23 protein-coding genes are annotated in these 23956 nt (G+C 61.8%); 14 read left to right on the plus strand and 9 right to left on the minus strand.

Translation table 11 applies throughout. The annotated features are described in order from the left end of the window. Nucleotides 1-6: 6 nt before the first annotated feature. The 4 genes from kdpB (at nucleotide 7) to K5Y35_RS16185 (ending at nucleotide 6376) form a co-directional block, all read left to right on the plus strand. On the plus strand, nucleotides 7-2070 hold the full coding sequence (kdpB, locus tag K5Y35_RS16170) for a potassium-transporting ATPase subunit KdpB (protein WP_123466587.1): 2064 nt from the start codon (nucleotides 7-9) through the stop codon (nucleotides 2068-2070). A 232-nt stretch (nucleotides 2071-2302) separates the two neighbouring features. Further along, nucleotides 2303-2848, plus strand: a complete 546-nt coding sequence (kdpC, locus tag K5Y35_RS16175) for a potassium-transporting ATPase subunit KdpC (RefSeq protein ID WP_222832342.1) — start codon at nucleotides 2303-2305, stop codon at nucleotides 2846-2848. Nucleotides 2849-2977: 129 nt separating this feature from the next. Further along, nucleotides 2978-5629, plus strand: a complete 2652-nt coding sequence (locus K5Y35_RS16180; RefSeq protein ID WP_222832343.1) for a sensor histidine kinase — start codon at nucleotides 2978-2980, stop codon at nucleotides 5627-5629. A 48-nt stretch (nucleotides 5630-5677) separates the two neighbouring features. Next, a complete protein-coding gene (locus K5Y35_RS16185; RefSeq protein ID WP_222832344.1) occupies nucleotides 5678-6376 on the plus strand; it encodes a response regulator in 699 nt (232 codons plus the stop codon). A 141-nt stretch (nucleotides 6377-6517) separates the two neighbouring features. On the opposite strand, the gene K5Y35_RS16190 is transcribed toward K5Y35_RS16185, so the two are convergent. Beyond that, complete coding sequence (locus K5Y35_RS16190) at nucleotides 6518-7555, minus strand: patatin-like phospholipase family protein (RefSeq protein ID WP_123466579.1); 1038 nt, start codon at nucleotides 7553-7555, stop codon at nucleotides 6518-6520. 215 nt (nucleotides 7556-7770) lie between these two features. On the opposite strand from K5Y35_RS16190, the gene K5Y35_RS16195 reads away from it, so the two are divergent. From K5Y35_RS16195 to K5Y35_RS16205, 3 genes are all read left to right on the plus strand, one after another. Beyond that, nucleotides 7771-8049, plus strand: coding sequence for a hypothetical protein (locus K5Y35_RS16195; RefSeq protein WP_123466578.1), 279 nt, complete (start codon nucleotides 7771-7773; stop codon nucleotides 8047-8049). Between the two features lie 79 nt (nucleotides 8050-8128). After that, nucleotides 8129-8896, plus strand: coding sequence for a CHAD domain-containing protein (locus tag K5Y35_RS16200; protein WP_222832345.1), 768 nt, complete (start codon nucleotides 8129-8131; stop codon nucleotides 8894-8896). A gap of 144 nt (nucleotides 8897-9040) precedes the next feature. Beyond that, nucleotides 9041-9835 carry an acyl-CoA thioesterase gene (locus tag K5Y35_RS16205; protein WP_222832346.1) on the plus strand — a complete coding sequence of 265 codons (795 nt, stop codon included), beginning with the start codon at nucleotides 9041-9043 and terminating at the stop codon, nucleotides 9833-9835. A 1-nt stretch (nucleotide 9836) separates the two neighbouring features. Here K5Y35_RS16205 and K5Y35_RS16210 read toward each other — a convergent pair whose 3' ends face one another. From K5Y35_RS16210 to K5Y35_RS16220, 3 genes are all read right to left on the minus strand, one after another. Next, complete coding sequence (locus K5Y35_RS16210) at nucleotides 9837-10202, minus strand: Mpo1-like protein (protein WP_123466575.1); 366 nt, start codon at nucleotides 10200-10202, stop codon at nucleotides 9837-9839. A 229-nt stretch (nucleotides 10203-10431) separates the two neighbouring features. Then, the gene (locus K5Y35_RS16215; RefSeq protein ID WP_123466573.1) at nucleotides 10432-11913 is read right to left on the minus strand and encodes a methyl-accepting chemotaxis protein; all 1482 of its coding nucleotides are present in this window, start codon (nucleotides 11911-11913) and stop codon (nucleotides 10432-10434) included. 125 nt (nucleotides 11914-12038) lie between these two features. Beyond that, nucleotides 12039-12845, minus strand: a complete 807-nt coding sequence (locus K5Y35_RS16220) for a TatD family hydrolase (protein WP_222832347.1) — start codon at nucleotides 12843-12845, stop codon at nucleotides 12039-12041. A gap of 236 nt (nucleotides 12846-13081) precedes the next feature. Between K5Y35_RS16220 and K5Y35_RS16225 the strand changes: the two genes are divergently transcribed. From K5Y35_RS16225 to K5Y35_RS16235, 3 genes are all read left to right on the plus strand, one after another. Then, complete coding sequence (locus tag K5Y35_RS16225) at nucleotides 13082-14503, plus strand: transglycosylase SLT domain-containing protein (protein ID WP_123466570.1); 1422 nt, start codon at nucleotides 13082-13084, stop codon at nucleotides 14501-14503. Nucleotides 14504-14615: 112 nt separating this feature from the next. Next, a complete protein-coding gene (locus tag K5Y35_RS16230; protein ID WP_007908568.1) occupies nucleotides 14616-15050 on the plus strand; it encodes a DoxX family protein in 435 nt (144 codons plus the stop codon). A gap of 248 nt (nucleotides 15051-15298) precedes the next feature. Next, nucleotides 15299-15607 (plus strand): class I SAM-dependent methyltransferase, encoded by a 309-nt coding sequence (locus K5Y35_RS16235; RefSeq protein WP_123466568.1) that lies wholly within the window; start codon nucleotides 15299-15301, stop codon nucleotides 15605-15607. Nucleotides 15608-15613: 6 nt separating this feature from the next. Here K5Y35_RS16235 and greB read toward each other — a convergent pair whose 3' ends face one another. Genes greB through K5Y35_RS16250 form a run of 3 tightly spaced genes read right to left on the minus strand, consistent with a single transcriptional unit; the run spans nucleotide 15614 to nucleotide 19333 of the window. After that, nucleotides 15614-16111, minus strand: coding sequence for a transcription elongation factor GreB (gene greB, locus K5Y35_RS16240; protein WP_123466566.1), 498 nt, complete (start codon nucleotides 16109-16111; stop codon nucleotides 15614-15616). 34 nt (nucleotides 16112-16145) lie between these two features. Continuing rightward, on the minus strand, nucleotides 16146-18650 hold the full coding sequence (locus K5Y35_RS16245) for an ABC transporter permease (RefSeq protein WP_222832348.1): 2505 nt from the start codon (nucleotides 18648-18650) through the stop codon (nucleotides 16146-16148). After that, complete coding sequence (locus K5Y35_RS16250; protein WP_186620589.1) at nucleotides 18650-19333, minus strand: ABC transporter ATP-binding protein; 684 nt, start codon at nucleotides 19331-19333, stop codon at nucleotides 18650-18652. Before K5Y35_RS16250 ends, K5Y35_RS16245 begins: the two co-directional genes overlap by 1 nt. 10 nt (nucleotides 19334-19343) lie before the next feature. Here K5Y35_RS16250 and K5Y35_RS16255 point away from each other — a divergent pair, with 10 nt between their 5' ends. From K5Y35_RS16255 to K5Y35_RS16265, 3 genes are all read left to right on the plus strand, one after another. Further along, the gene (locus tag K5Y35_RS16255) at nucleotides 19344-19949 is read left to right on the plus strand and encodes an arylesterase (RefSeq protein ID WP_166496840.1); all 606 of its coding nucleotides are present in this window, start codon (nucleotides 19344-19346) and stop codon (nucleotides 19947-19949) included. Nucleotides 19950-20006: 57 nt separating this feature from the next. Then, entirely contained in the window at nucleotides 20007-20300 is a 294-nt protein-coding gene (locus K5Y35_RS16260; RefSeq protein WP_007955656.1) for a hypothetical protein, read from the plus strand. Nucleotides 20301-20449: 149 nt separating this feature from the next. Beyond that, nucleotides 20450-21421, plus strand: a complete 972-nt coding sequence (locus K5Y35_RS16265; protein ID WP_123466563.1) for a L,D-transpeptidase family protein — start codon at nucleotides 20450-20452, stop codon at nucleotides 21419-21421. A gap of 124 nt (nucleotides 21422-21545) precedes the next feature. On the opposite strand, the gene oprI is transcribed toward K5Y35_RS16265, so the two are convergent. Further along, nucleotides 21546-21797 carry an outer membrane lipoprotei OprI gene (gene oprI, locus K5Y35_RS16270; protein WP_025113130.1) on the minus strand — a complete coding sequence of 84 codons (252 nt, stop codon included), beginning with the start codon at nucleotides 21795-21797 and terminating at the stop codon, nucleotides 21546-21548. Nucleotides 21798-22438: 641 nt separating this feature from the next. Between oprI and K5Y35_RS16275 the strand changes: the two genes are divergently transcribed. Beyond that, a complete protein-coding gene (locus K5Y35_RS16275) occupies nucleotides 22439-22720 on the plus strand; it encodes a GNAT family N-acetyltransferase (RefSeq protein WP_003226804.1) in 282 nt (93 codons plus the stop codon). A gap of 61 nt (nucleotides 22721-22781) precedes the next feature. Here the strand turns inward: K5Y35_RS16275 and K5Y35_RS16280 are convergent, their stop codons facing one another. Further along, a complete protein-coding gene (locus K5Y35_RS16280; protein WP_102900377.1) occupies nucleotides 22782-23858 on the minus strand; it encodes a 3-deoxy-7-phosphoheptulonate synthase in 1077 nt (358 codons plus the stop codon). Nucleotides 23859-23956: the final 98 nt, after the last annotated feature.

Consider the following 23956-nt stretch of genomic DNA (forward strand, 5'->3'; position numbering starts at 1 on the left):
TCCATCATGAATATGCATGTTCCTGCAAAACCTGCGGTGCCGGCCAAGTCGGCAGAAGCACCGAAAACCGCGATCTCGGCCCTGTGGCGTCCGGCGCTGGTGCAAGCCTTCGTCAAGCTCGACCCGCGCCAGCTGGTGCGTTCGCCCGTGATGCTGGTGGTCGAACTGACGGCGATTTTTACCACCGTGCTGTGCTTCATCCCGGACAACGTCGTGCCGACTTTCGTCGCCGCGCAGATTGCCCTGTGGCTGTGGTTCACCGTGCTGTTCGCCAACTTCGCCGAAGCCTTGGCCGAAGGTCGCGGCAAGGCCCGCGCCGACAGCCTCAAGGCTGGCAGCGAAGGCCTCAGTGCGCGGCGCAAACAGGCCAATGGCAGCTTCCAGGTGGTGCCCGCCGCCAGCCTGCGCAAAGGGGATGTGGTGCGCGTCGAAGCGGGGGAGATGATCCCCGGTGACGGCGAAGTCATCGAAGGCATCGCCGCGGTCAACGAAGCGGCGATCACCGGTGAATCGGCGCCGGTGATTCGCGAGTCCGGCGGCGACCGTTCCGCCGTCACCGGCAACACCCGGCTGGTGTCCGACTGGCTGCTGGTGAAGATCACCGCCAACCCCGGTGAGTCGACCCTCGACCGCATGATCGCGCTGGTCGAAGGCGCCAAGCGCCAGAAAACCCCGAACGAAGTGGCGCTGGACATCCTGCTGATCGGCCTGACCCTGATCTTCCTGTTGGTCGTGGTCACCCTGCAACCGTTCGCCCACTTCGCCAATGGCAGCCTGCCGCTGGTGTTCCTGGTGGCGCTGCTGGTTACGCTGATTCCGACCACCATCGGCGGCCTGCTGTCCGCCATCGGGATTGCCGGGATGGATCGCCTGGTGCGCCTGAACGTGATCGCCAAGTCCGGTCGCGCCGTGGAAGCGGCCGGTGACGTGCACGTGCTGCTCCTGGACAAGACCGGCACCATCACCTTCGGCAACCGTCGTTGCAGTGCGGTGCATGCCGCCCCCGGTGTGAATGGTCGCGAACTGGCTGAAGGTGCGTTGTTCGCCTCGCTGGCGGACGAAACCGCTGAAGGCAAATCCATCGTCGAATACCTGCGCGGTCTGCACCCGCAGTCCGAGCCGGCCCTGGATACCCTGACCGCCGTACCGTTCAGTGCCGAAACCCGTTTGTCCGGTGTCGACTATCAGGGCCGGGTTTATCGCAAAGGTGCGGTGGATTCGCTGCTGAGTTTCATCGGACAAAAACGCGCTGATCTGGCCCCGGCCCTGTCGCGGGAAGTCGACAAGATCGCCCAGAGCGGCGGCACCCCGTTGCTGGTCTGCGTCGACGGCAAACTGCTTGGTGTGATCCACCTCAAGGACGTGGTCAAACCAGGCATTCGCGAACGTTTCGCCGAGCTGCGCAAACTGGGAATTCGCACTGTGATGGTCACCGGCGACAACCCGTTGACCGCTGCTGCCATCGCCGCTGAAGCAGGCGTCGATGACGTCCTCGCCGAAGCCACTCCGGAGAAAAAACTGGCGCGCATCCGTCACGAACAGAATGACGGTCGTCTGGTCGCCATGTGCGGCGACGGCGCCAACGACGCCCCGGCGCTGGCCCAGGCTGACGTCGGCATGGCGATGAACGATGGCACCCAGGCGGCGCGCGAAGCGGCGAACATGGTCGACCTCGACAGCGATCCGACCAAGCTGCTGGACGTGGTGCAGATCGGCAAGGAATTGCTGGTGACCCGTGGCGCGCTGACGACCTTTTCCATCGCCAACGACGTAGCCAAGTACTTCGCGATCCTGCCGGCGCTGTTCGCGGCGATCTATCCGCAACTGGGCGTGCTGAACATCATGCACCTGACCAGTCCGCAGAGTGCGATTCTTTCGGCGATCGTGTTCAACGCCTTGATCATTGTCGTGCTGATTCCGTTGGCCCTGCGCGGTGTGCGAGTGCAGGCGGCGAGTGCGGCGGCGTTGTTGCGGCGCAATCTGCTGATCTACGGACTGGGCGGGATTCTGGTGCCGTTCGTGGGGATCAAGGCGATCGACATGCTGCTCACGGCGCTGCATCTGGTGTGAGGCTGATATCGCAGCCCCTCACCCTGACCCTCTCCCAAGGGGAGAGGGGACCGACCGAGGTGATTACGAAAGCTGCATCGACCTGAAATACCGAGCCGAACTCAGGTCTTGAACGATACAGAAATCGGCTCCCTTTCCCCCTCGCCCCCTTGGGGGAGAGGGCTGGGGTGAGGGGGGAAGAAGTCTCCCTGACACTCCACCCAAGTTGCCCAACGAATTCGAGGATTTTGCAATGTCCACAATGATACGTCCGGCCCTGAGCCTGCTGGTGCTGATGACCCTGATCACCGGCGTCGCCTATCCACTGGTGGTCACCGGTGTCGCGCAGGTTGCCTTTCCCGAGCAGGCCAATGGCAGCCTGGTGCATGACGCTGCCGGTAAAGTCCGCGGCTCGTCGCTGATCGCCCAGGACTTCGTCGGTGATGCGTGGTTCCATCCGCGTCCTTCGGCGGGCGCGTTTGCGACCGTTTCCAGCAGTGCCAGCAACCTGGCGCCGAGTAATCCGGCTCTGGCGACACGGGTCATCGACGACGCCAACAAGTTGCAAGTGCCCGGCCAGGGGCCAGTGCCTCTGGCGCTGCTGACCACCTCCGGCAGCGGTCTCGATCCGCACTTGCCACCGGCCGCAATTGCCTATCAACTGGCGCGTGTCGCGGCGGCGCGAAACGTGCCGGTGTCGACTTTGCAGCAACTGCTCGATGCGCACATCGAACAGCCGCTGGTTGGGCCACCGGTGGTCAATGTGCTTGAGTTGAACATGGCGCTGGAAAAGCTGTAATTCTGCGGCGCGGCCATTCGCCGGCAAGCCGCTCCCACAAGCGCAACGCTGAACCTGTGGGAGCCTGCTTGCGCGCGAAGAGGCCGGCACAGGTCACACATAATCACCTGAATGAAGAGATCCCCAAGCATGAGTGACTCCGGCCGCGCCGATGCGCTGTTAGCAGACCTGCCCCGCGACGGCCGTGGCCGGCTCAAGGTTTTCCTCGGCGCCGCCCCCGGCGTCGGCAAGACCTACGCCATGCTCCAGGCTGCCCACACCCAACTGCGCCAAGGCGTGAAAGTCATCGCCGGCGTGGTCGAAACCCATGGCCGCGCCGAGACTGAAGCGCTGCTTGGCGGTCTGCCGCAGCAACCGCTGGTGCGCTCGGAATACCGTGGCGTCATGCTTGAAGAAATGGACCTTGACGGTCTGCTCGCGGCGAAGCCGAAACTGGTGCTGGTCGATGAACTGGCCCACAGCAACGCCCCCGGCAGTCGCCACGCCAAGCGCTGGCAGGACATTCAGGAGCTGCTCGCCGCCGGCATCGACGTGTTCACCACCGTCAACGTCCAGCACCTGGAAAGCCTTAATGATCAGGTGCGCGGCATCACCGGTGTGCAGGTACGCGAAACCCTGCCGGACTGGGTGCTGCAGGAAGCCTACGAACTGCTGCTGATCGACCTGCCTCCCCGTGAACTGCTCGAGCGTCTGCGCGAGGGCAAGGTCTACGTGCCGGAACAGGCGCGCGCGGCGATTGATGCGTTTTTCACCCAGACCAACCTCACTGCATTGCGTGAGCTGGCGATGCAAACGGCGGCCGCGCAGGTCGATAACGATCTCGCCCAGGGTTATCGCCAGCTCGGTCAGGCGGCCCCGGCAGTGCGCGGCCGTTTGCTGGTGGGCGTCGATGGCGATGCACAGGCTGAACGTCTGGTGCGTCACGCCAGTCGCGTCGCCCAGCGTCGGCATTTGCCGTGGAGTCTGGTGCATGTCGACAACGGCACGGTGCGCGATGAGCAGTCGCGCCTGCGCCTGCAAAGCGCGCAGCAATTGGCCGAGCGTCTGGGCGGTGAAGTGGTATTGCTGCGTGCCGGTGAAGTGGCGAAGACCCTGATTCAGCATGCCGCCGAACGCCGTGCGAGTCTGGTGTTGGTCGGTCAGTCGCGGCCGAGTCTGCGTCGTCGGCTGTTCGGTGGCGGGCTCGCCGCACGTTTGCTGCGGCAGGCGCATGGCCTGGAAATCAACGTCCTCGATAACGACCGTGAACACCCTCAGCAGCGCCTGCAAGTGACGCCGACGCTGGTCTGGTTCGACTATCTGCTGGCATTGGTTGCCACGGTGCTGGCCTGTGCGCTGGCGTGGGCGGTATCGAGTATTTTGCCGTTGCCGAACATCTCACTGGTGTTCCTCGCCGCAGTGTTGCTGGTGGCGGTGCGCAGCAGTCTCGGGCCGGCCCTGGCCTGTGCCGCGCTATCGTTTCTGACCTACGATTTTCTGTTCATCCCGCCGAATTTTTCCTTCGCCATCCAGCGTGAAGAAGACGTCCTGACCTTGCTGTTTTTCCTGCTGATGGCGGCGCTCACCGGCAACCTCGCGGCGCGTCAGCGTCGACAACTGCAGGCGCTGCGTGACACCCAGGAAGAGACCACCGAACTGCTCGACCTGTCGCGCAAGCTCACTGCCGCGACGGATCGTCAGGCCGTGGTCAGCGCCGCAGCGCAACACCTCAACGGCTGGAGCGATCTGCAACTGTGCCTGCTCAATCGCGACGGCCAGGGCGGCTGGAAAGTCGAGACCGGCGGGCCGCTGGAGTTCAGCGAAGCCGAACGCGCCGCCGCCGACTGGGCCTGGCAACACGATCAACCCGCCGGCATGGGCACCGGTACGCTGCCGTTCGGACGTTGGTGGTGGTGGCCGCTGTCGGTCGAGGATGGGCCGCTGGCGCTGCTTGGGGTCTGCGCCAAAGAAAGCCAGACCTTGAGCGGTCAGCGTCGTCGCTTGCTCACCGCGTTGAGTCAGCCGCTGGCGCAGGCGCTGGCCCGGGCACAACTGGCGGATGATCTGGAAGCGGCGCGCCTGCATGGCGAAACCGAGCAGTTGCGCAGCGCGTTGCTGGCCTCGGTGTCCCACGATCTGCGCACGCCGCTGACCGCCATGCGCGGCAGCATCGACAGCCTGCTGGCGCTCGGTGAAGCGATCCCGCTGGAGGACCGTCGCGAGTTGCTCGAAGGTACCCGCGATGAGGCCGAGCGCCTCGACCGCTACATTCAGAACCTGCTCGACATGACCCGCCTCGGCCACGGTGCACTGAAACTGGCGCGCGACTGGGTGTCGCCGGCAGACATCGTCGGCAGTTCGCTCAATCGCCTGCGCGCAGTGCTGGCGCCGTTGCAGGTCAGTGCCGATGTGCCCGGCGAATTGCCGTTGCTGTACGTGCACGCCGCGTTGATCGAGCAGGCGCTGGTCAACGTGCTGGAGAACGCAGCACGGTTCTCGCCGCCCCACGGTCGGTTGCAACTCATCGCAGGCGCCAATGACCAAGAGATTTTCTTTTCGGTCAGCGATGAAGGCCCGGGGATTCCCGAGGACGAACGGGCGAAGATTTTCGACATGTTCTACACCGCCGCACGCGGTGATCGTGGCGGCCAGGGCACCGGCCTGGGGCTGGCGATCTGTCAGGGCATGGTCGGCGCCCATGGCGGGCGCATCAGCGTCGCCGACGGTATCGACGGCCGCGGCACCTGCATCACCTTGCACCTGCCGTTGCAGACCCAGCCGGGGATGGACGATGAAGCCTGATCGCTACTGCGCTACTCTCTTGCCAATCTTTTGTGTTGATGTGAATTCATGAGCCAGACCGCGACCATTTTGGTGATCGACGACGAACCGCAGATTCGCAAGTTTTTGCGCATCAGCCTCGCGTCACAGGGCTACAAAGTGCTGGAGGCCGGCACGGGTGCCGAGGGCCTGGCGCAGGCGGCGCTGAACAAGCCGGACTTGCTGGTGCTCGACCTCGGTCTGCCGGACATGGACGGCCAGCAAGTGCTGCGCGAATTTCGCGAGTGGGCCACGGCGCCGGTGCTGGTGCTGTCGGTGCGCGCCAGTGAAGGGCAGAAGGTGCAGGCGCTGGATGGCGGCGCCAATGACTACGTGACCAAGCCGTTCGGCATTCAGGAGTTTCTCGCACGAATCCGCGCGCTGTTACGCCAGGCGCCGGCGGGAGAAGCGCAACAGGCGGCGTTGAGCTTCGGCCCGCTGACCGTCGACCTCGCCTATCGCCGGGTGCTGCTCGACGGGGGCGAAGTGGCGCTGACCCGCAAGGAATACGCCGTGCTGGCGCAACTGGCGCGGCATCCGGGACGGGTGATCACCCAGCAGCAATTGCTCAAGGACATCTGGGGGCCGACCCATACCGAGGACAGTCATTATTTGCGGATTGTGGTGGGGCATTTGCGCCAGAAACTCGCGGATGATCCGACGCAGCCGCGGTTTATCGTGACGGAGGCGGGGGTTGGGTATCGCTTGTTGAGTGAGAACAGTCTGTAGGCTTTGTGTTGGCTGGTCTGGCCTCTTCGCGGGCAAGCCCGCTCCCACAGTGGACGGTGTGCAACACACATTTCAGTAACACCCGAGAACCCTGTGGGAGCGGGCTTGCCCGCGAAGAGGCCCGATCAGGTTGCCGGGATTTCAGCCCTGCTCGCTGTCATAGCGATCCAGCGTATCCCGGGCAATCTCGCGTCCCAGCGCGATCAACTCCGGCGCCTTGTAAAACTCGAAAAACCGGCACACCCGTTTCGGCACGTTGATCAGGATATCCGGCGGATACCCGGCGATCTTGTACTGCGCCAGCGAGGTCTGCATTACCTCGAAACTCTGGTTGATCAGGTCGAGCAACGACGCCGGCCCGACGTTGTCGATGATGTACGAACCGGTCGCCGACTTCGGTGCGCCTTCACGCTCGGGCGCGGCCGCCGGTTGCTGGCTCTCCGGCCCGACACCTTCGAGCCACGGGTTGATGTCTGCCGCCTCGGCGCGCAACGCTTCCTGTTCAAGCATCAGTAATTGCTCGGCCTGTTTGCGGCGGAATGGCATCTTCGAACCCAGTGAAGTGATCAGACTGTCGAACCGCGAGCGGAATGCGGGGGGACGCTGGATCACCGGCAATTGGTAATGGCGCTGGTTGGTCGAGTTGAGATTGACCGCGATGATCAGATCACAATGGCTGGACACTACCGGCACGATCGGCAACGGGTTGAGGATGCCGCCGTCGACCAGCATGCGATTGCCTTGCATCACCGGGGTGAACAGGCTGGGAATCGCCGCCGAGGCACGCATGGCCTGGTGCAGGCAACCTTCCTGAAACCAGATTTCCTGCTGGTTGGTAAGGTCGGCGGCGACAGCGGTGTAGGGGATGCGCAGGTCCTCGATATTGATTTCGCCGACGATCTTGCGGATCTGCCCGAAGACTTTCTCGCCACGAATCGCGCCGAGGCGAAAGCTCACGTCCACCAGACGCAGCACATCGAGGTAATCCAGGCTTTCGATCCAGTTGCGGTACTCGTCGAGTTTGCCGGCGGCGTAAATTCCGCCCACCACGGCGCCCATCGAACAACCGGCAATACAGGCGATGTCGTAACCGCGTCGTTCGATTTCTTCAATGACCCCGATATGGGCATAACCCCGGGCGCCCCCGGAGCCCAGCACCAGCGCGACACGTTTTTTCATCAAGCTTCCTCCCGACAAGGTCCCACAATGCACCCTTCGACAGACGGGCTCAATCGCCGAGGTCGCTCAGTGCGCCGGTGGCGTCGTTTTTCACAATGGCGTGATGTTTCAGCGCTATCCTTTTCGCCAGCGCAGATTCGGGTCGGGCAAGGCACTTTTTTGCAGCCCGACCGTCTTACCTGCACGTCTGTTGACCTATCGTTGAGGTGTGAGTGATGAAAGCCTGGATCTGTGTGCCGTTGATGGCTCTGGCATTGGCCGGTTGCGCCGGCAAGACCGCGTACCGTGATACCTGCGGCAGCCAGCTCGATGCGGCGTGGCATGAGCTGGACCTGGCCAAGGCCGAAGGGTTTGCCGGTACGGTCAGTTATTCCAAGGCGCTGTCGTTACTGACGGCGGCGAAAACCCAGCAGCAATTCGAAGGTTTCGAAGGGTGCAGCAACAAAGCCGAGAAGGCGCGCTTCTACATTCGCGAATCCCGCGCCGGACGCTAAGCTGCTGACGTGAAGCAAGGATGCTGAGTTCGCAAAACATCAGACTCGTCCCGCAAGCCATTTGAATCAGGAGCAAGTGATGTCTGTGTTGGTTGACCGGTTGGTAGCTCATGTCCTGAGCCTGGAAGTGCGGTTGCTGGCCTGTCAGGCGCGCCTGACGGCGCGCACCGACCCCGAGGCGTTGCACGACTTGCGCACCACCGTGCGACGCTTGCGCAGCCTGTTGCGGCCGTTGCGCGGCTTGCCCGGCGTCGAGCAACTGGAAGACGCCGCGTCAGCGGTAGGCCAGGTGACGACGCCTTGGCGCGACCGTGAAGTGCTGGCGGCGTATCTGCTGCAACACCATCAGCCTGAGGCCGCACAACGGCGCATGGCGCAAATGGCCGAAGCCTACCCGGCGCTGGCGGCGAGCACGGAGCTCAATGCGTTGCTGATGATTCTCGACGCGTTCCCGCGCTTCCTGCGGGCGTCCCAGCGGCAAGGATTGCTCAAGGACCTGGATAAACGCATTGAAAAACGTCTCGGCAAGCAATGGGAGAAACTCGACGAGGCACTGCACGATCCGGCCCACGATCGTCATCGCCTGCGCTTGCTGATCAAGCGTGTGCGCTATGGCATCGAAGCCTATCCCGAGCTGGATCGCTTGCCGAAGGCGGCGCTGAAACACTTGAAGGCCACGCAAGGAGCACTGGGTGATTGGCACGATTGCTGGCAATGGCTGGCCAAGGCGCAGCAGGAATCCGACCTGCAACCCTGTGTCGCCACCTGGCAGGCCGGGCTGATCGCGGCCGAACTCAAGGCCGACCGCGTGCTCGAAAAATTCAGCGCGACCTGCTTCAAATCCTGAATTCCCCTCAGATTCCCCCGAGGGAGCGGGCTGGCAAATCGGTGTAAGGCCTTTCTGTCAGCCCATTTGACCGGAATAGACGCTGCGGCGCTCTGCCATGCTGGTTAAGATCGCGGCATTCATTTCTTGATTGCCGAGGTTGTCATGCGTTTTTCCGATCTGCTGGAGGCGGTCCGCCGTCAACCGGAACTGACGATTCCCGCCGAGTGGGGTCAGGGCCGCGCCAGTTTTGGTGGCCTGGTGGCGGCGCTGCAATATGAAGCCATGCGCGCGAAGGTGCCGGCAGATCGCCCGGCGCGGTCGCTGGCGATCACCTTTGTCGGCCCGGTCGAGCCGCAAGTGCCAGTGAGTTTCGAAGTCGATGTGTTGCGCGAAGGCAAAGCGGTCAGCCAGGTGCTGGGGCGGGCCATGCAGAACGGGCAGGTAGTGACGATCGTGCAAGGCAGCTTCGGTGCTTCGCGACCTTCGGAAGTGGCCGTTGCGGCCTATCCGGCCGTTGACATGAAGCACTGGGAGGAATGCCAGGAATTGCCCTATATCAAGGGCGTGACCCCGGAGTTCATGCGTCATCTGGCGATGCGCTGGAGTGTCGGCGGCATGCCGTTCACCGGCACTCAATCGCGGCAGATGGGCGGCTGGGTGCGGTTGCGTGGGGACGTCAAGGAAGAGCCGGTCAATGAGGCGCATCTGCTGGCGCTGGTGGATGCATGGCCTCCGGCACTGTTGCCTTATCTGAAGAAACCGGCACCGGGCAGCACGTTGACCTGGACCATTGAATTCGTGCAACCGTTACACGATTTGAGCACGCTGGACTGGTGCAAATACCTCGCCGACATTGAGTACGCCGCCGACGGTTACGGCCATGTGGCCGCCAAGCTCTGGAGCGCGCAAGGGCAATTGATTGCCATGAGTCGCCAGACCGTCACGATCTTCGCCTGAATCAATGCCGACGGTGGCGCTCACGCCAGGCGCGCCACCAGCCGCCGCTGAGGAAAAACCGTGGAAAGGTCAGGAATTGTTCGACCAGCAAGCGCGACACGGCATCCTTGCGGTCACTGAACGGCTCGGAGGCTTGCGCCTCCAGGCTGTGGCCGTGGCGCTGCAGACCCAGCGCCGCGATGATGCCGATCACACCGATGGCCACGCTGGCCAGACTCAGGCTGAACACCCCGGAGACGATCAGCAGAAATGCCACGATGAACAGCGGTACGGCAATCAGGTGCAGCACCAGATTGGTCGGGTGCTGATGATTGTTCGGGTACGCGCGCCATTGCCACGCGGGAAGATTGGGGTGACGTTTGCCCATGTTGACTACTCCTCGATCCATGTTGAACACAAGGTTGAAGAATAGGCCGGGGCGGGTGGGGCGGCGAATCGAGGTTGGCTATGGCGGTGATAGGCACTATGGCTGGATTCGCTGGTGTCTCGGCAGGCGCCAGCGCGGGCAAGCTCGCTCCCACAGTGATCTTCAGTGAGCAGCCATTTTGTGAGCACCCATGAAACCTGTGGTAGCCGGCTTGCCCGTGATGAGGTCTTCAGAGTTTGAGTTGGCCTATCGCCTTGCTTAACTCCCCAGCCAACGTCGCCAATTCATTACTGGTCGTCGCTGAATCCACGGTCTGCTGCACAGTGTTCTCGGTCACATCCCGAATGCTCACCACCGCCCGATTCATCTCTTCCGCCACCTGACTCTGCTGCTCCGCAGCCACCGCAATCTGCGTGTTGCTCTCGCGCATCTGCGCCACGGCACCGGTGATTTCCGCCAGCGCTTCACCGGCCGCTTGCGCCTGTTGCACACAGTCATCGGCCTTGTACGAACTCTCCTGCATGAAATCCACCGCGTCGCGTGTGCCGGCCTGCAACGCCGAGACCATGGTGGTGATCTCGTCCGTCGAGGTCTGCACCCGTTTCGCCAGGTTGCGCACTTCATCGGCGACCACGGCAAAGCCACGGCCCATCTCGCCGGCACGCGCTGCTTCGATGGCGGCGTTCAGCGCCAACAGGTTGGTCTGTTCGGCGATGCTGTGGATCACGCTGACCACGCCGTTGATCTTCTGGCTGTCCTCGGCCAGACGCTGAATCATCTCGGCGGTCTGCTGCACGCCGCTCGATAACCCGGCGATCGAATGCTGCACCCGGGCCACCACTTGCTGGCCGCTGCCGGCCAGGCCATCGGCGGTCTGCGACAGGTCACGGGTGGCGCCGGCGTGTTGGGCGATGTGGTAAACGGTGGCGGTCATCTCGTTGATGGCGGTGGCGGCCTGATCGGTTTCGCTCTGTTGCCCGAGCATGCCGTGGCGCACTTCGTTCATGCTCGACGCCAGCCGCGCCGCGCCGACATCCAGTTGCCGCGCCGTGTTGGCAACGGTGGTGACCACTCGCTGATAACCGGCCTGCATCGCGTTAAACGCATTGGCCATCTGCCCGACTTCATCTTTGCAGGCCAGCGGCACCCGAGCGGAGAGGTCACCGCTTTTCTCGACATGCAGCATCACGTCTTTCAACGTGTTGAGCTGGCTGAGCAGGAAGCGGATCAGCAACTGCGAAGCGCCGAGCATCGCCAGCATCAGGATAAACACCGCCACCGCGTAGTTGGCGAATCGCTCGCTGAACACCTGACTCAGGCTCGGGCCATAAGCAATCACGGCGACGTGCTGACCGTCGGCGCGGCTGAACACTTCGGCGCCCATCAGCGGGTTGTCACCGAACAGCGGCATCGGATTGATCTCGTTCCAGCCGTTGCTGTCGGTGACCTCCAGCAACGGCTGATCATTGAGGCGGGGCGCTTCGCCGCGTTTGAAGGTCAGTACCTGATCGGCCTTGGGCAGGGCTTGCCCGGCCGGCCAGGCCTTGAGCAACTGCGCCTGAGCCTGAGCAGACGCTTGCGCGGCGTGGCTGCGAGCCTGCTGTTCAAGTTGCACGGCGTACAACACCAACAGCAGGGTGGTGACAAAGGCGACCGCGTTAACCGCCCAGAATTTGTATTTCAGCGAGATATTGCTAAGCCAGGCACCCATGGAGGTCTTCTCTGATAGCGGAAACAGCATTGGCAAGGTGCCATTATTGTGCCGCTATGCAGACTGGAAGATCTTGATATGAGTCAACAGACGAGCAGGCTCACTCCCATTGAGCTTTTAGGGTGTCAGGGAAGTGTGGGTAAACCGTAAAACACGCGGGCACACGCCGTGGTATGCGCCGCCAGATCTTCCTCGGTCTCACCTCGATGCAACGCCACTTCGCGCAACACCTCGGTCAGGTAGGCCGGTTCATTGCGGCCGTTTTTCGGTTTCGGCCGCAGGGTGCGCGGCAGCAAGTACGGTGCGTCGCTTTCCAGCATCAGCCGTCCACGCTTGATCTCTTTGACCAGCGGGTGCAAATGCGTGCCCCGGCGCTCATCGCAGATCCACCCGGTGATGCCGATGTGCAGGTCCAGATCGAGGTAACTGAACAACGCCTTTTGCTCGCCGGTGAAGCAGTGCACCACGGCGGCCGGCAGTTGATCGCGGAAGTCTTTGAGAATCTCCAGCAGGCGCTGGCTGGCGTCGCGCTCATGCAGGAACACCGGCAACTGCAGTTCAGCGGCCAGCGCCAGGTGTTCTTCGAGGACTTTTTCCTGCTGTGGGCGCGGCGAGAAATCACGGTTGAAATCCAGTCCGCATTCACCCACGGCGACCACGTTGTTCTCTTGCAACAGACTGCGCAAACGGCGGGCGCTGTCGGCGTTCCAGTCGCTGGCCGAATGCGGATGGATGCCGGCGGTGGCGAACAGTCGCTGAGCGCTTTCATCCAGTTGCTGGCACAGTTCCAGGGCCTGTTGGCTACCCTCGACGCTGGTGCCCGTCAGTACCAGTTGGCAGACCCCGGCAGCGTAGGCGCGGTCGAGTACGGCCTGGTGTTTGTCGGCGAAACTTGGGTTGGTCAGGTTGACGCCGATATCGATGAGTTGCATGGTTGCTACCTCGGGCCGAAGGCCGGAAAGCATACCAGAGCTGTAGATTCATAAGAAAAGCCAAGAACTACAACGAGTTATAGCTGTCTTTTGATGCCGCGACGCAGTCCGGGTTGGCAGCAATGCCATCACTGTGCCAGTCTCTCGCACTTTGTCAGCGCTCCAGGCGCTCTGTTTTCGTCGGTGATTTCGACCGTTCAGCGGTGAAATTACCCCGTATTCTTTCCGGAGAGTGGATGGTTCGTCCCTCGATGTTGCTCCTGTTGTGTGGTTCGCTGCTGCTGCCGATGACGGCGGTTGCGCGCCTGCCCGGGCCGCTGCAAGCCGTACCGGCGGCCAAGGTGCGTGACTTGTCCGAGATTCGCAGCAGCCGCGTCTTGCGCGTGCTGGTCAACCAGAGCCGCAACAGCTCCGGTGAAGTTCAAGGGCAGTCCATCGGTGTCGAATACCATCGCCTGCGCGCCTTTGAGCAATACCTCAACGGCCACGCCCGTGACGGCCAGGAAATCACCCTCAAGATCATTCCCAAAGCCAAGGATCAGCTGCTGGGCGCGTTGCAGCGCGGCGAGGGTGATCTGGTTGCACCGGGCGAGTTGCTTGAACTGCAACCGGGCCATGCGGTGGCCAGCAGTGAGCCGATCGCCAGCAACGTGCCACTGGTGCTGGTCGGGATCAAGGGCGAGCGGCGTTACACCAAGGTCGAACAGCTCTCCGGCAAGACCCTGGCGTTGCCGACCGGCAGTGCGGCGGGGGAGGCGGTCAGTCAGCTCAATCAGAAACTGGCGCTGCACAAACTGGCGCCAATCAAGATCGAATGGGTCGACCCGACGCTGGCGGTCGAAGATGTGCTGGAGATGGTGCAGGGCGGCATCTTCCACCTGACCATTGTCGAGCAACCGATTGCCGAGCGTTGGGGCAAAATCTTGCCGAAGCTGCGTTTCGACCGGCAACTGATGATCAGCGAGCCGGGAGAGGAATACTGGTTCGTGCGTCGCGATGCTTCGATGCTGCGGGCGAGCGTTGATCGTTTCCTCAGCGGTTACAAAAAACCGTCGAACGAAGATGCGGCGTTTCTGCGTATCTATCGGCGGCTGTACCAGGTTCACTATCCACTGGCCAGGGCTGATCGCCAGCGCCTGGAAAAACTGCGCCCGACCCTGCAAAAACATGCCCAGGCGCAGAACATGGACTGGTTGAACCTTGCCGCGCTGGCGTTCAAGGAATCGGCGCTGCAACCCAGCGCCCGCAGTGGCAGCGGCCCGACCGGGTTGATGCAAATCACGCCGTCCGCCGCCCAGCGTGTGGGTGTCAACAATATCCAGAATCTCGATGCCAACGTGCAGGCCGGCGCCAAGTACCTGGCGATGATCCGTCGCAAGTTCTTCAACAGCCCCAAGCTCAATGAGCGCGAGCGCATGGCCTTCACCCTGGCGGCCTACAACATCGGTCCCGAACGTGTGCAGGGCATGCGCGCTGAAGCCCGACGGCGTGGGCTGAACCCCAATCAGTGGTTTTTCCAGGTCGAACGCATCGCCATGGAGCAAGTAGGAATGGGACCTGTCAGCTATGTTAATAGCGTGAACAAGTATTACTTGGCGTTCGACCGGGAGCGGGAGTCGTTGGAGCCCGGGGCGCAAAAAATCGTCTCACGGAAATGATCTAATAAACTGATTGTTATGGCGGAATATTTGCGCTTTTAACATGAAATTTACTGATTAATATAGCGGCCAACCAACACACACAACTTCTCGCAAAAACAAGGAATGCCCCATGAGCTCTCTGATCAACAAAGTTCTGTTCACCCGCGCTGGCTACGGTCTGACCATCCTGCGCATCGCTGTCGGCGTGATCTTCGCGGCTCACGGTTCGCAAAAACTTTTCGGTCTGTTCGGTGGTTACGGTCTGGCGGGCACGGCGCAGTACATGGACAGCATCGGTCTGCACCCGGGTTACCTGATGGCCACACTGGCCGGCGGTACCGAGTTCTTCGCCGGGCTGGCGCTGATCATCGGCCTGCTGGTGCGTCCGGCAGCGCTGGGTCTGACCTTCCTGTCGCTGGTGGCCATCTTCACCGTGCACATCAGCAACGGTCTGTTCATGGCCAACAACGGCTACGAGTTTGCCCTGGCGTTGCTCGGTGGCAGCCTCGCAGTACTGATTGAAGGCGCCGGCAAGCTTTCGGTGGATCGCGCCATCGCCGGTTAAGCGCTCTGGCTCAAGCAACAGGCCCGCATTGTGCGGGCCTTTTTTGTTGCGGCTGATTCTTGACACCCATCGGTCACGTTCTCTAGGATGTTGCTCATGCGCCGATTTAAACAGCTACTTGCGGGGCGCCAGGTGACTCAGACAGTTGCCGTCAGAAGCCGGAACAGGGCTTCGAAATACCGCTAAAGCGCTGGTTCGGTGTTGCCTCTCACCTGCCATGCAGACTTTTGAGGCAGAGACACGACACGATGAATGCACTACGCCCTCCAGCACGTCCAGCGCCGATCACCGCGCATATCACCCAGCGCAACCCGAAAATCCTGCTTGGTGGCAAACATCAGCCGACGCTGTTGCGTTATCTCGATGGCTGGCCACGTCGCAGCGGCGGTCCTGCCGCGTTCCTTATCCAGTTTGTCGAAGACGGCGAGTCACTGGCACGCTTTGCCAGCGACAGTTTCGACCTGGCCGTGATTCAGGCGCCCAGCGCTGCAGATGCTGCCGAAATGATCAAACAGCTGACCCGTGTTGCGCGGCAGGGACTGATCACCCGTGGTTGAAATGCGTTACGGGTAGTCGATCGCCACGACATAGACGAATTGCTCGCCAGTCGGCGTCTGCACCCGCACTTCGGCGTCCAGCGCCTTGCCGATCAAGGCGCGGGCCAGCGGTGAGTCGATGCTGATCAAACCCAGCTTCAGATCCAGTTCATCCGGACCGACGATGCGGTAGCGCGACTGCTTGCCGTCTTCGTCTTCGATGGTGACCCAGGCGCCGAAATAGACCTTGTTCGGATCGCTGGGTTTTTCGCTGACGACCTTCAAGGCTTCCAGGCGCTTGGTGAGAAAACGCACGCGACTGTCGATCTCGCGCAGCATCTTCTTGCCGTAGGTGTACTCGGCGTTTTCCGAGCGATCACCCTGCGCCGCCGCCTCACTGACCGATTGCGTCACCTGCGGGCGGCGCACATGCCACAACTCATGAAATTCGGCGCGCATCCGCGCTTCACCTTCAGGGGTGATCAGCGCGGTGCCGGCGGTGCGGGGAGGGCGATAACGGCTCATGGCAAGTTCTTGTGATGGAGAGTGCTTGAGTCTATCAACCCTCGCGCAACACTGTCAGTGGGCTCGCGTTCAACGCGCGCCGGGTGCCGAACACTCCTGCGCCGCCAATCAAGGCCGCGCCAATCAGTGGCAATAACAGCAACCACGGGTGCGGATGCCACGGCAGATCGAAGGCGTAGCGGTACAGCACCAGGCTCACCACTTCCGAACCGATGGCCGCCAGCAAGCCGCTCACGGCGCCGAGCAAACCGAACTCGATGCGCCGCGCCTTGATCAGCAATCGCCGTTCCGCGCCGAGTGCGCGCAGCAACGCACCTTGGCGGATACGTTCGTCCAGGGTTGCCTGCAATCCGGAAAACAGCACCGCCATCCCCGCCGCCAGCACGAACAACAACACGTACTCCACCGCCAGCGTGACCTGGGCGAGGATGCTGCGCAGCTGTTCGAGCAGCGCTTCGACCTGCAGAATGGTCACTGCCGGGAACGCCCGCGACAGCTCGATGATCTGCTGATCGTGGCCGGGAGCCAGATAGAAACTGGTCAGGTAGGTCGCCGGCAGATCCCTCAAGGTGCCGGGCTGGAAGATCATGAAGAAGTTTGGCTGGAAGTTGTCCCAATTGATTTCACGCAGGCTGGTGACTTTCGCCTCTCGGTTGACCCCGCCGACGCTGAATACCAGGTGATCGCCCAGTTTCAGTTTGAGGCTCTCGGCGACTTTGCCTTCCACGGAAACGCCAGGAATCTCGTCGCCCGGCTGATCCTTCCACCATTCCCCGGCGGTCAGCTTGTTGCCGGCCGGCAGATCGGCGGCCCACGTCAGACTGAGATCGCGCTGAATGGCGCGGTCGCCGGCCGAATCCTTGCTGACGATCTGCTGCACTGCTTCGTCGTTGATGCTGATCAGGCGTCCTGGCACCACCGGGTACAGGGGCGCTGCTTGCGCTGACACATTGACCAAACGATCGGTGAAGGCCTGTTTGTCCGCCGGCAGGATGTTCAGGGCAAAGTAGTTCGGGGCGTTTTTCGGCAACTGGTTCTGCCAGGTGTCGAGCAGTTCACCACGCAGCAGGGCGATCAAGGCCATCGACAACAGAATCAAACCGAACGCCAATGCTTGCCCGGCGGCGGCCAGTGGATGACGCAACAACTGGCCAAGGCCCAGGCGCCACGGCAGGGAGGCGCGGGCCAGCAGGCGGCGCAAACTGTTGAGCAGCAACAGTAGCAATCCACCCAGAATGACCGCCGCTACCACACCGCCGCCGAGCAGGGCGAAGGTCAGCAGCAGGTCCAGGCTCAGGCGCCACATGATCAGGCCGAGGGCGCCCAGGGCTGCGCCGTAAACCATCCAGGTGCTCGAAGGAATCGGCAGCATGTCGCGGCGCAGTACGCGCAGCGGCGGTACACGTCCCAACGCGGCGAGCGGTGGCAGGGCGAATCCGGCCAGCGCCACCAGTCCGGTGCCGATCCCGGCAATGGCCGGGAACACTCCGCCCGGTGGCACATCACTTGGCAGCAGGTCATGCAGCAGCGCGAACAGACCCAGTTGCGCCAGCCAGCCGAGCAGCGCGCCAATGAGGGCGGCAAGCAGCCCGAGCGCCGTCAGTTGCAGGCTGAACAACACCATGGTTTCCCGGCGCGACAGACCCAGGCAGCGCAACAAGGCACTGGCGTCGAAGCGGCGACTGGCAAAGCGATTCGCCGACAACGCCACGGCCACCCCGGCCAGCAGCACCGCCACCAGACTGGCCATGTTCAGATAACGCTCGGCTTTGCCCAGCGCGCCGCCAATCTGCCGATTGCCGTCACGGGCATCCTGAATCCGCTGGTTCGCCGCCAGCCCCGGTTTGATCAATTGCCGATAGGTTTCCAGCGCCTGCGGTTCACCGCGCCAGAGTTCGCGGTAGCTCACGCGACTGCCGGGCTGGACCACGCCAGTGGCGGCGAGGTCATCGAGGTTGATCATGACCCGTGGCGTCAGGCTGTAGAAGTTGCCGGCGCGGTCCGGTTCGTAGGTCAGCACGCGCGTCAGCTTCAACGTCTTCATGCCGACGTCGATGCTGTCGCCGATCTTCAGGTCCAGTGCGGTCAGCAGGCGCGCCTCGACCCAGGCCTCACCGGGTTGCGGTTCACCGCCGGACGCTTCGACAGCGAATGGCGCCGGGGCGCTCTTCAGTTCACCGCGCAAGGGATAGGCGCGATCGACCGCTTTGATGCTCGATAGCTGAATGCCGTTGTCGGTAGCAATGACGCTGGAAAACTCCACGACCTGCGCGTGATTCAAGCGCAGCTCGGTGCCGCTGCGGATCTGTTCCTCGCGTGCCGGCGAGCTGCCTTCCAGCACCAGGTCGGCGCCCAGGAACTCGGTGGCGCGCAGCATCATGGCGCCATTGAGGCGGGCACCAAAGTAGCCGATGGCGGTACTGGCCGCCACGGCGACCACCAGTGCGAAGAACAACACGCGCAACTCCCCGGCGCGGGCATCGCGCAGCAGTTGGCGAATGGCGAGGCTGAACAGGCGCAACAGCGGCAGACGTGCCATCAAGGCTCCAGAGGGGCAACCAACAGCCCGGCTTCAAGTCGGATCAGACGCCGGCAGCGATGGGCCAGGCGTTCGTCATGGGTCACCAGCACCAGGGTGGTGCCGCGTTCCTTGTTCAATTCGAACAGCAAGTCGCTGATGCGCTCGCCGGTGTGGCTGTCGAGGTTGCCGGTGGGTTCGTCGGCGAACAGCACATCCGGCTCGGCAGCGAACGCACGGGCAATGGCTACACGTTGCTGTTCGCCACCGGAGAGCTGGCGCGGCGAATGTGTCAGGCGCTGGCCGAGACCCACGCGCTGGAGCAATTCGGTCGCACGTTCACGGGCGTCTTTGCGGCCATCGAGTTCCAGCGGCAGCATGACGTTTTCCAGTGCGTTGAGGCTGTCGAGCAACTGGAACGACTGAAAGACGAAGCCGACGTGCTCGGCACGGATGCGCGCGCGCTGGTCTTCGTCGAGATTGCTCAAGCCCTGGCCGGCGAGAATGACTTCGCCACTGCTCGGCAGGTCGAGGCCGGCGAGCAGGCCGAGCAGGGTGGATTTGCCGGAACCGGACGCGCCGACGATGGCCAGGCTGTCGCCCTTGTTCAGTTCCAGGCTGAGTTCGTGCAGGATAGTCAGTTCACCTTCCGCGCTGGAAACCACTTTGCTGAGGTTCTTCGCGGTGAGAATGCTTGCGCCCATGGAGAATCCGATGCGTGTGTGGTTTTTGAGTGCTGGCCTGGCCCTGATGTGCATGGCCCAGAACGCAGCGGCGGGTACTGTCCTGATCGTTGGCGATAGTATCAGCGCCGGTTTCGGACTGGATACCCGGTTGGGGTGGGTATCGCTGCTCGAGCAACGGCTCAAACAGGAGGGTTTCGACGATAAAGTCGTTAACGCCTCCATCAGCGGCGACACCAGTGCCGGAGGCCAGGCACGGCTGCCTGCGCTGCTTGCAGAGCATAAGCCGGAACTGGTGATCCTCGAGTTGGGCGGCAACGATGGCCTGCGCGGAATGCCGCCAACGCAATTGCAACAAAACCTTGCGGCGATGATCGACAGCTCGCGCCAGAGTGGCGCCAAGGTGCTGTTGCTCGGCATGCAGCTGCCTCCCAACTACGGCAAGCGCTACACCGATGCCTTTGCCGAGGTTTACGGCAAACTCGCCGACGAGAAAAAGATCCCGCTGGTACCGTTTTTCCTCGACGGCGTCGGCGGTCATCCGGACCTGATGCAGGCCGATGGTCTGCACCCGGCAGCCGGGGCTCAGGGCAAGTTGCTGGAAAATGTCTGGCCGACGCTAAAACCGCTGTTATGAGGCTTTTCTAGTGGCAGGCTTTCGGCTAATGTGGCGCCCCCTTATTTGGAGCCCCCAATGCCGCGTTCTGCCTGGTCCCTGTTTGCCTACCAACTGATCGAGCCTGACGAACAGCTGGATCTGTTCGCCTGCCAGGAAGTGCGGGTGCATCTGGTGACCCGTCAGCTGGAACTCGGCGGCTCGGCGGATCGCACCTTGTGCGGCAGTCTGCTGCCGGCGCAACCACGCTGGTCGAGCGTGGATCGCCGGGTGTTCCAGGATCAGCGCCTGTGTTCGTTGTGCCGGGCAATTCTGGAATCGCAGAAGCGCGGCACCTCGCCGATCTGGCCCGAGTTGCGTTTCGAACTCTAAGCTGCCCGGCGAGGCGTCCGGTGCGGGAGGGGGCTTGCTCCCATCCAAAGCACCTTGTCGCCTGCTGCGGGGTGGTCTCCCCGAACTCCCAAGGTGCGGTGTACAATCGCGCACTTATACCCTTGATGATCATGCGAAGGATTTTCCGGATGTTGCCGCGCTTTCCTGCCGTCACCCGCTGCCTGTCACTTGCCGCCCTGTGTGTGGCCGGTCCCGTTGCTGCATTGGAGTTTCCCCTGCCACCCCCCGGTGAAGACATCATCGGTCAGGTCCAGGTGATCAAAGCCAAGTACGAAGACACCTTCGCTGACCTGGGAACCAAATACGATCTGGGTTATTCGGAAATGGTCGCGGCCAACCCGGGCGTCGATGCGTGGTTGCCGGGCGCCGGTACCGAAATCGTCCTGCCGACGCGCTTCATCCTGCCGCCGGGGCCGCGCGAGGGCATCGTGATCAACCTCGCCGAATACCGCCTCTATTACTACCCGAAAGGCCGCAACGTGGTGTACACCTTCCCGTTGGGTATCGGTCGTGAAGGCTGGGGTTCGCCAATCGCGCACACCTCCATCACTGCGAAGACGCCGAACCCGACCTGGACGCCTCCGGCCTCGATCAAGGCCGAGCACGCCGCTGACGGCGATCCGTTGCCGAACGTGGTGCCGGCCGGCCCGGATAACCCGCTGGGGCCGTTCAAGTTCACCCTCGGCACGCCGGGCTACCTGATCCACGGTTCGAACAAGAAGTTCGGTATCGGCATGCGCACCAGTCACGGCTGCTTCCGCATGTTCAACAACAACGTGCTGGAGATGGCCAGCATGGTGCCGGTCGGTACTTCGGTACGCATCCTCAACGATGCCTACAAGTTCGGTCGCAGTGGCGGCAAGGTCTACCTGGAAGCGCACACGCCGATCGACGACAAGGGCAACCCGTCGGTGGTCGACAAGCACACCGCGGTGATCAACGCGATGCTCAAGCGTGACGACATCACCAACAACCTGCGTATGAACTGGGATGTGGTGCGTGATGTGGTCGCGGCTGAAGATGGCTTGCCAACCGAGATCGGCACGCCGAATACCTCGGCGCCGATTGTCTCGAGCGCGCCGATCGACCTGCAGCAGTAAGGTCTGGTCCGAACCCGTCGATGCGTCAGGCGTCGACGGGTTTTTTATTGCCCGGACGAAAGTGCGGGCAATAAAAAAGCCGACCCAAAAAATGGGTCGGCTTGATAACAATCCCGAGGGATTATTACTTGCGGCTAGCTTTGTCCAGCATACGCAGAGCACGCTCGTTAGCTTCGTCAGCAGTCTGTTGTGCTTTTTGAGCAGCAGCCAGAGCTTCATCAGCTTTACGGTATGCTTCGTCTGCACGAGCCTGGGCGCGAGCAGCTGCGTCTTCAGTAGCGGTCAGACGTGCTTCGGTTTCTTTCGATGCGCTGCTGCAACCGGTAGCCAGAACTGCGGCCAGAGCCAGAGCAGAGAATTTCAGAACGTTGTTCATCGTGTTCCCCTTCAAGGACTTTCAAATTAAGTGGCTGTCTCCTCACGATTGAGGAAATAGCCGGCGTACATAGTACCCATTACTTGTAGTAAGTAAACTGACGTAGCGCAAGAAGCAAAAAAAATTGTAGGCGTTGATTCTTTTTCGAGCAACTTTTAACAGGTTGTATAAAAAATACCCAGCTGCAAGCCCCGCGCCGAGCGAGTTAATGAGAAAAAGTTCCCTTGGCCGCGTGCTGTTTTCGCAGTCTTGGCTAAAGTCTGACTAGATGACTTCGTCTACACTTTTGTTTCGGTTTTGCGTGCTGCTTCGCTTATCTTTGTCCATGTTGAGGTGACTTTAAAAAAGGCGCTGCGTCTTAAGTCTCAACATCCGGCAATGTTCAGGTGCATCGATCGGGAAGAGGGTCTCCCGCACGATCCCTGCGTCCAACGGAGCAACCCCCCCGTCAACCACCCGTGATGACGAGTGCACCTTGAGCATTTTTGCCAATGGTGCCTACTATTTATCAGGTGCTCGGTTGCGCGAGATCGGTGTGGCTCTTCTCGGTGTCCATCAGGCACGGGGTGGCGTAGTTGTTCCTTCGCCGGAAAAACATCGGTAAGGTAGGGGTCAGAATCCAAGACCCGCGAGGAGTAGTGATGAGCGAGGCGTTGTCCATCCACCATGACCAGGCTGGTCATCAGTTCGAGACCAATGTGGACGGTCATCGTGCCTACCTGACATACATGGATCTGGGGAAACAGACCCTGGATATCTATCGCACGTTCGTGCCCAATGCCTTGCGTGGTCGTGGCATTGCCGCAGCGCTGACGGAAAGCGCGCTGCAGTACGCCGAAGAAATGGGCTACACGGTGATTCCGTCGTGCTCCTACGTCGAGCGCTACATGGAACGTCATCAGCGCCGCGCCGCGAAGATCTAATCGAACACACACAAAAACGCCGGGCAATGCCCGGCGTTTTTTTATGCCTGCGAAACCTGGATCAGCTGCGCTGACGTTTCGGCAACACGTCCTTGAGCTTGGCGTGCATGCTGCGCAGGGTGTTCTCGGTGGCGGACCAGTCGATGCAGGCATCGGTGATCGACACGCCGTATTGCAGGTCGGCGAGGTCTTTTGGAATCGCCTGGCAACCCCAGTTCAGGTGACTCTCGACCATCAGGCCGATGATCGACTGGTTGCCTTCGAGGATCTGGTTGGCGACGTTTTCCATCACCAGTGGCTGCAAGGCCGGATCCTTGTTGGAGTTGGCGTGGCTGCAATCGACCATGATGTTCGGCTTGATCTTCGCCTTGTCCAGTGCCTGCTCGCACAGGGCGACGCTGACCGAATCGTAGTTCGGCTTGCCGTTACCACCGCGCAGCACCACGTGACCGTAGGCGTTGCCCTTGGTGGTGACGATCGACACGCCACCTTCCTGGTTGATGCCGAGGAAGCGGTGCGGGCTGGACACCGACTGCAGCGCGTTGATCGCCACGGTCAGGCCGCCATCGGTACCGTTCTTGAAGCCAACGGCCGAAGACAGGCCGGAAGCCATTTCACGGTGGGTCTGGGATTCGGTGGTGCGCGCGCCGATGGCCGACCAGCTGATCAGGTCCTGCAGGTACTGCGGGGAGATCGGGTCGAGGGCTTCGGTGGCGGTCGGCAGGCCTTTTTCGGCCAGATCCAGCAACAGCTGGCGACCGATATGCAGACCGTCCTGAATCTTGAACGAGTCGTCGAGGTACGGATCGTTGATCAGACCTTTCCAGCCGACGGTGGTGCGCGGCTTCTCGAAGTACACCCGCATGACCAGATACAGGGTGTCGGAGACTTCCTCCGCCAGCACCTTGAGGCGATCGGCGTATTCGTGGGCGGCCTTGATGTCGTGGATCGAACACGGGCCGATCACTACGAACAGACGGTGATCGGTGCCATCAAGAATGTTGCGAATGACTTCGCGGCCCTTGGTGACGGTGCGCAGGGCAGCGTCGCTCAGAGGAATATCACGCTTGAGCTGATCGGGAGTGATCAGGGTCTCGTTAGAGGCGACGTTTAGGTCGTTGATCGGTAAATCAGCCATCGTTTACTCGTCAGGTCACGGGTGCCGGCCGCCAGCGATCCCCGCGCGGCGGAGCACAGCAGATTTAAGCGCGTCGGGGAGCGGAACCTTAGCGCGTC

Source organism: Pseudomonas sp. SC3(2021), assembly GCF_019856535.1.
Classification (GTDB): Bacteria; Pseudomonadota; Gammaproteobacteria; order Pseudomonadales; family Pseudomonadaceae; genus Aquipseudomonas; species Aquipseudomonas monsensis.

What these genes read in the sequence shown, in the direction of transcription:
- kdpB (WP_123466587.1), top strand. Translation starts at nt 7, where the DNA reads ATGAATATGCATGTTCCTGCAAAACCTGCGGTGCCGGCCAAGTCGGCA.
- kdpC (WP_222832342.1), top strand. Translation starts at nt 2,303, where the DNA reads ATGTCCACAATGATACGTCCGGCCCTGAGCCTGCTGGTGCTGATGACC.
- K5Y35_RS16180 (WP_222832343.1), top strand. Translation starts at nt 2,978, where the DNA reads ATGAGTGACTCCGGCCGCGCCGATGCGCTGTTAGCAGACCTGCCCCGC.
- K5Y35_RS16185 (WP_222832344.1), top strand. Translation starts at nt 5,678, where the DNA reads ATGAGCCAGACCGCGACCATTTTGGTGATCGACGACGAACCGCAGATT.
- K5Y35_RS16190 (WP_123466579.1), bottom strand. Translation starts at nt 7,555, where the DNA reads ATGAAAAAACGTGTCGCGCTGGTGCTGGGCTCCGGGGGCGCCCGGGGT.
- K5Y35_RS16195 (WP_123466578.1), top strand. Translation starts at nt 7,771, where the DNA reads ATGAAAGCCTGGATCTGTGTGCCGTTGATGGCTCTGGCATTGGCCGGT.
- K5Y35_RS16200 (WP_222832345.1), top strand. Translation starts at nt 8,129, where the DNA reads ATGTCTGTGTTGGTTGACCGGTTGGTAGCTCATGTCCTGAGCCTGGAA.
- K5Y35_RS16205 (WP_222832346.1), top strand. Translation starts at nt 9,041, where the DNA reads ATGCGTTTTTCCGATCTGCTGGAGGCGGTCCGCCGTCAACCGGAACTG.
- K5Y35_RS16210 (WP_123466575.1), bottom strand. Translation starts at nt 10,202, where the DNA reads ATGGGCAAACGTCACCCCAATCTTCCCGCGTGGCAATGGCGCGCGTAC.
- K5Y35_RS16215 (WP_123466573.1), bottom strand. Translation starts at nt 11,913, where the DNA reads ATGGGTGCCTGGCTTAGCAATATCTCGCTGAAATACAAATTCTGGGCG.
- K5Y35_RS16220 (WP_222832347.1), bottom strand. Translation starts at nt 12,845, where the DNA reads ATGCAACTCATCGATATCGGCGTCAACCTGACCAACCCAAGTTTCGCC.
- K5Y35_RS16225 (WP_123466570.1), top strand. Translation starts at nt 13,082, where the DNA reads ATGGTTCGTCCCTCGATGTTGCTCCTGTTGTGTGGTTCGCTGCTGCTG.
- K5Y35_RS16230 (WP_007908568.1), top strand. Translation starts at nt 14,616, where the DNA reads ATGAGCTCTCTGATCAACAAAGTTCTGTTCACCCGCGCTGGCTACGGT.
- K5Y35_RS16235 (WP_123466568.1), top strand. Translation starts at nt 15,299, where the DNA reads ATGAATGCACTACGCCCTCCAGCACGTCCAGCGCCGATCACCGCGCAT.
- greB (WP_123466566.1), bottom strand. Translation starts at nt 16,111, where the DNA reads ATGAGCCGTTATCGCCCTCCCCGCACCGCCGGCACCGCGCTGATCACC.
- K5Y35_RS16245 (WP_222832348.1), bottom strand. Translation starts at nt 18,650, where the DNA reads ATGGCACGTCTGCCGCTGTTGCGCCTGTTCAGCCTCGCCATTCGCCAA.
- K5Y35_RS16250 (WP_186620589.1), bottom strand. Translation starts at nt 19,333, where the DNA reads ATGGGCGCAAGCATTCTCACCGCGAAGAACCTCAGCAAAGTGGTTTCC.
- K5Y35_RS16255 (WP_166496840.1), top strand. Translation starts at nt 19,344, where the DNA reads ATGCGTGTGTGGTTTTTGAGTGCTGGCCTGGCCCTGATGTGCATGGCC.
- K5Y35_RS16260 (WP_007955656.1), top strand. Translation starts at nt 20,007, where the DNA reads ATGCCGCGTTCTGCCTGGTCCCTGTTTGCCTACCAACTGATCGAGCCT.
- K5Y35_RS16265 (WP_123466563.1), top strand. Translation starts at nt 20,450, where the DNA reads ATGTTGCCGCGCTTTCCTGCCGTCACCCGCTGCCTGTCACTTGCCGCC.
- oprI (WP_025113130.1), bottom strand. Translation starts at nt 21,797, where the DNA reads ATGAACAACGTTCTGAAATTCTCTGCTCTGGCTCTGGCCGCAGTTCTG.
- K5Y35_RS16275 (WP_003226804.1), top strand. Translation starts at nt 22,439, where the DNA reads ATGAGCGAGGCGTTGTCCATCCACCATGACCAGGCTGGTCATCAGTTC.
- K5Y35_RS16280 (WP_102900377.1), bottom strand. Translation starts at nt 23,858, where the DNA reads ATGGCTGATTTACCGATCAACGACCTAAACGTCGCCTCTAACGAGACC.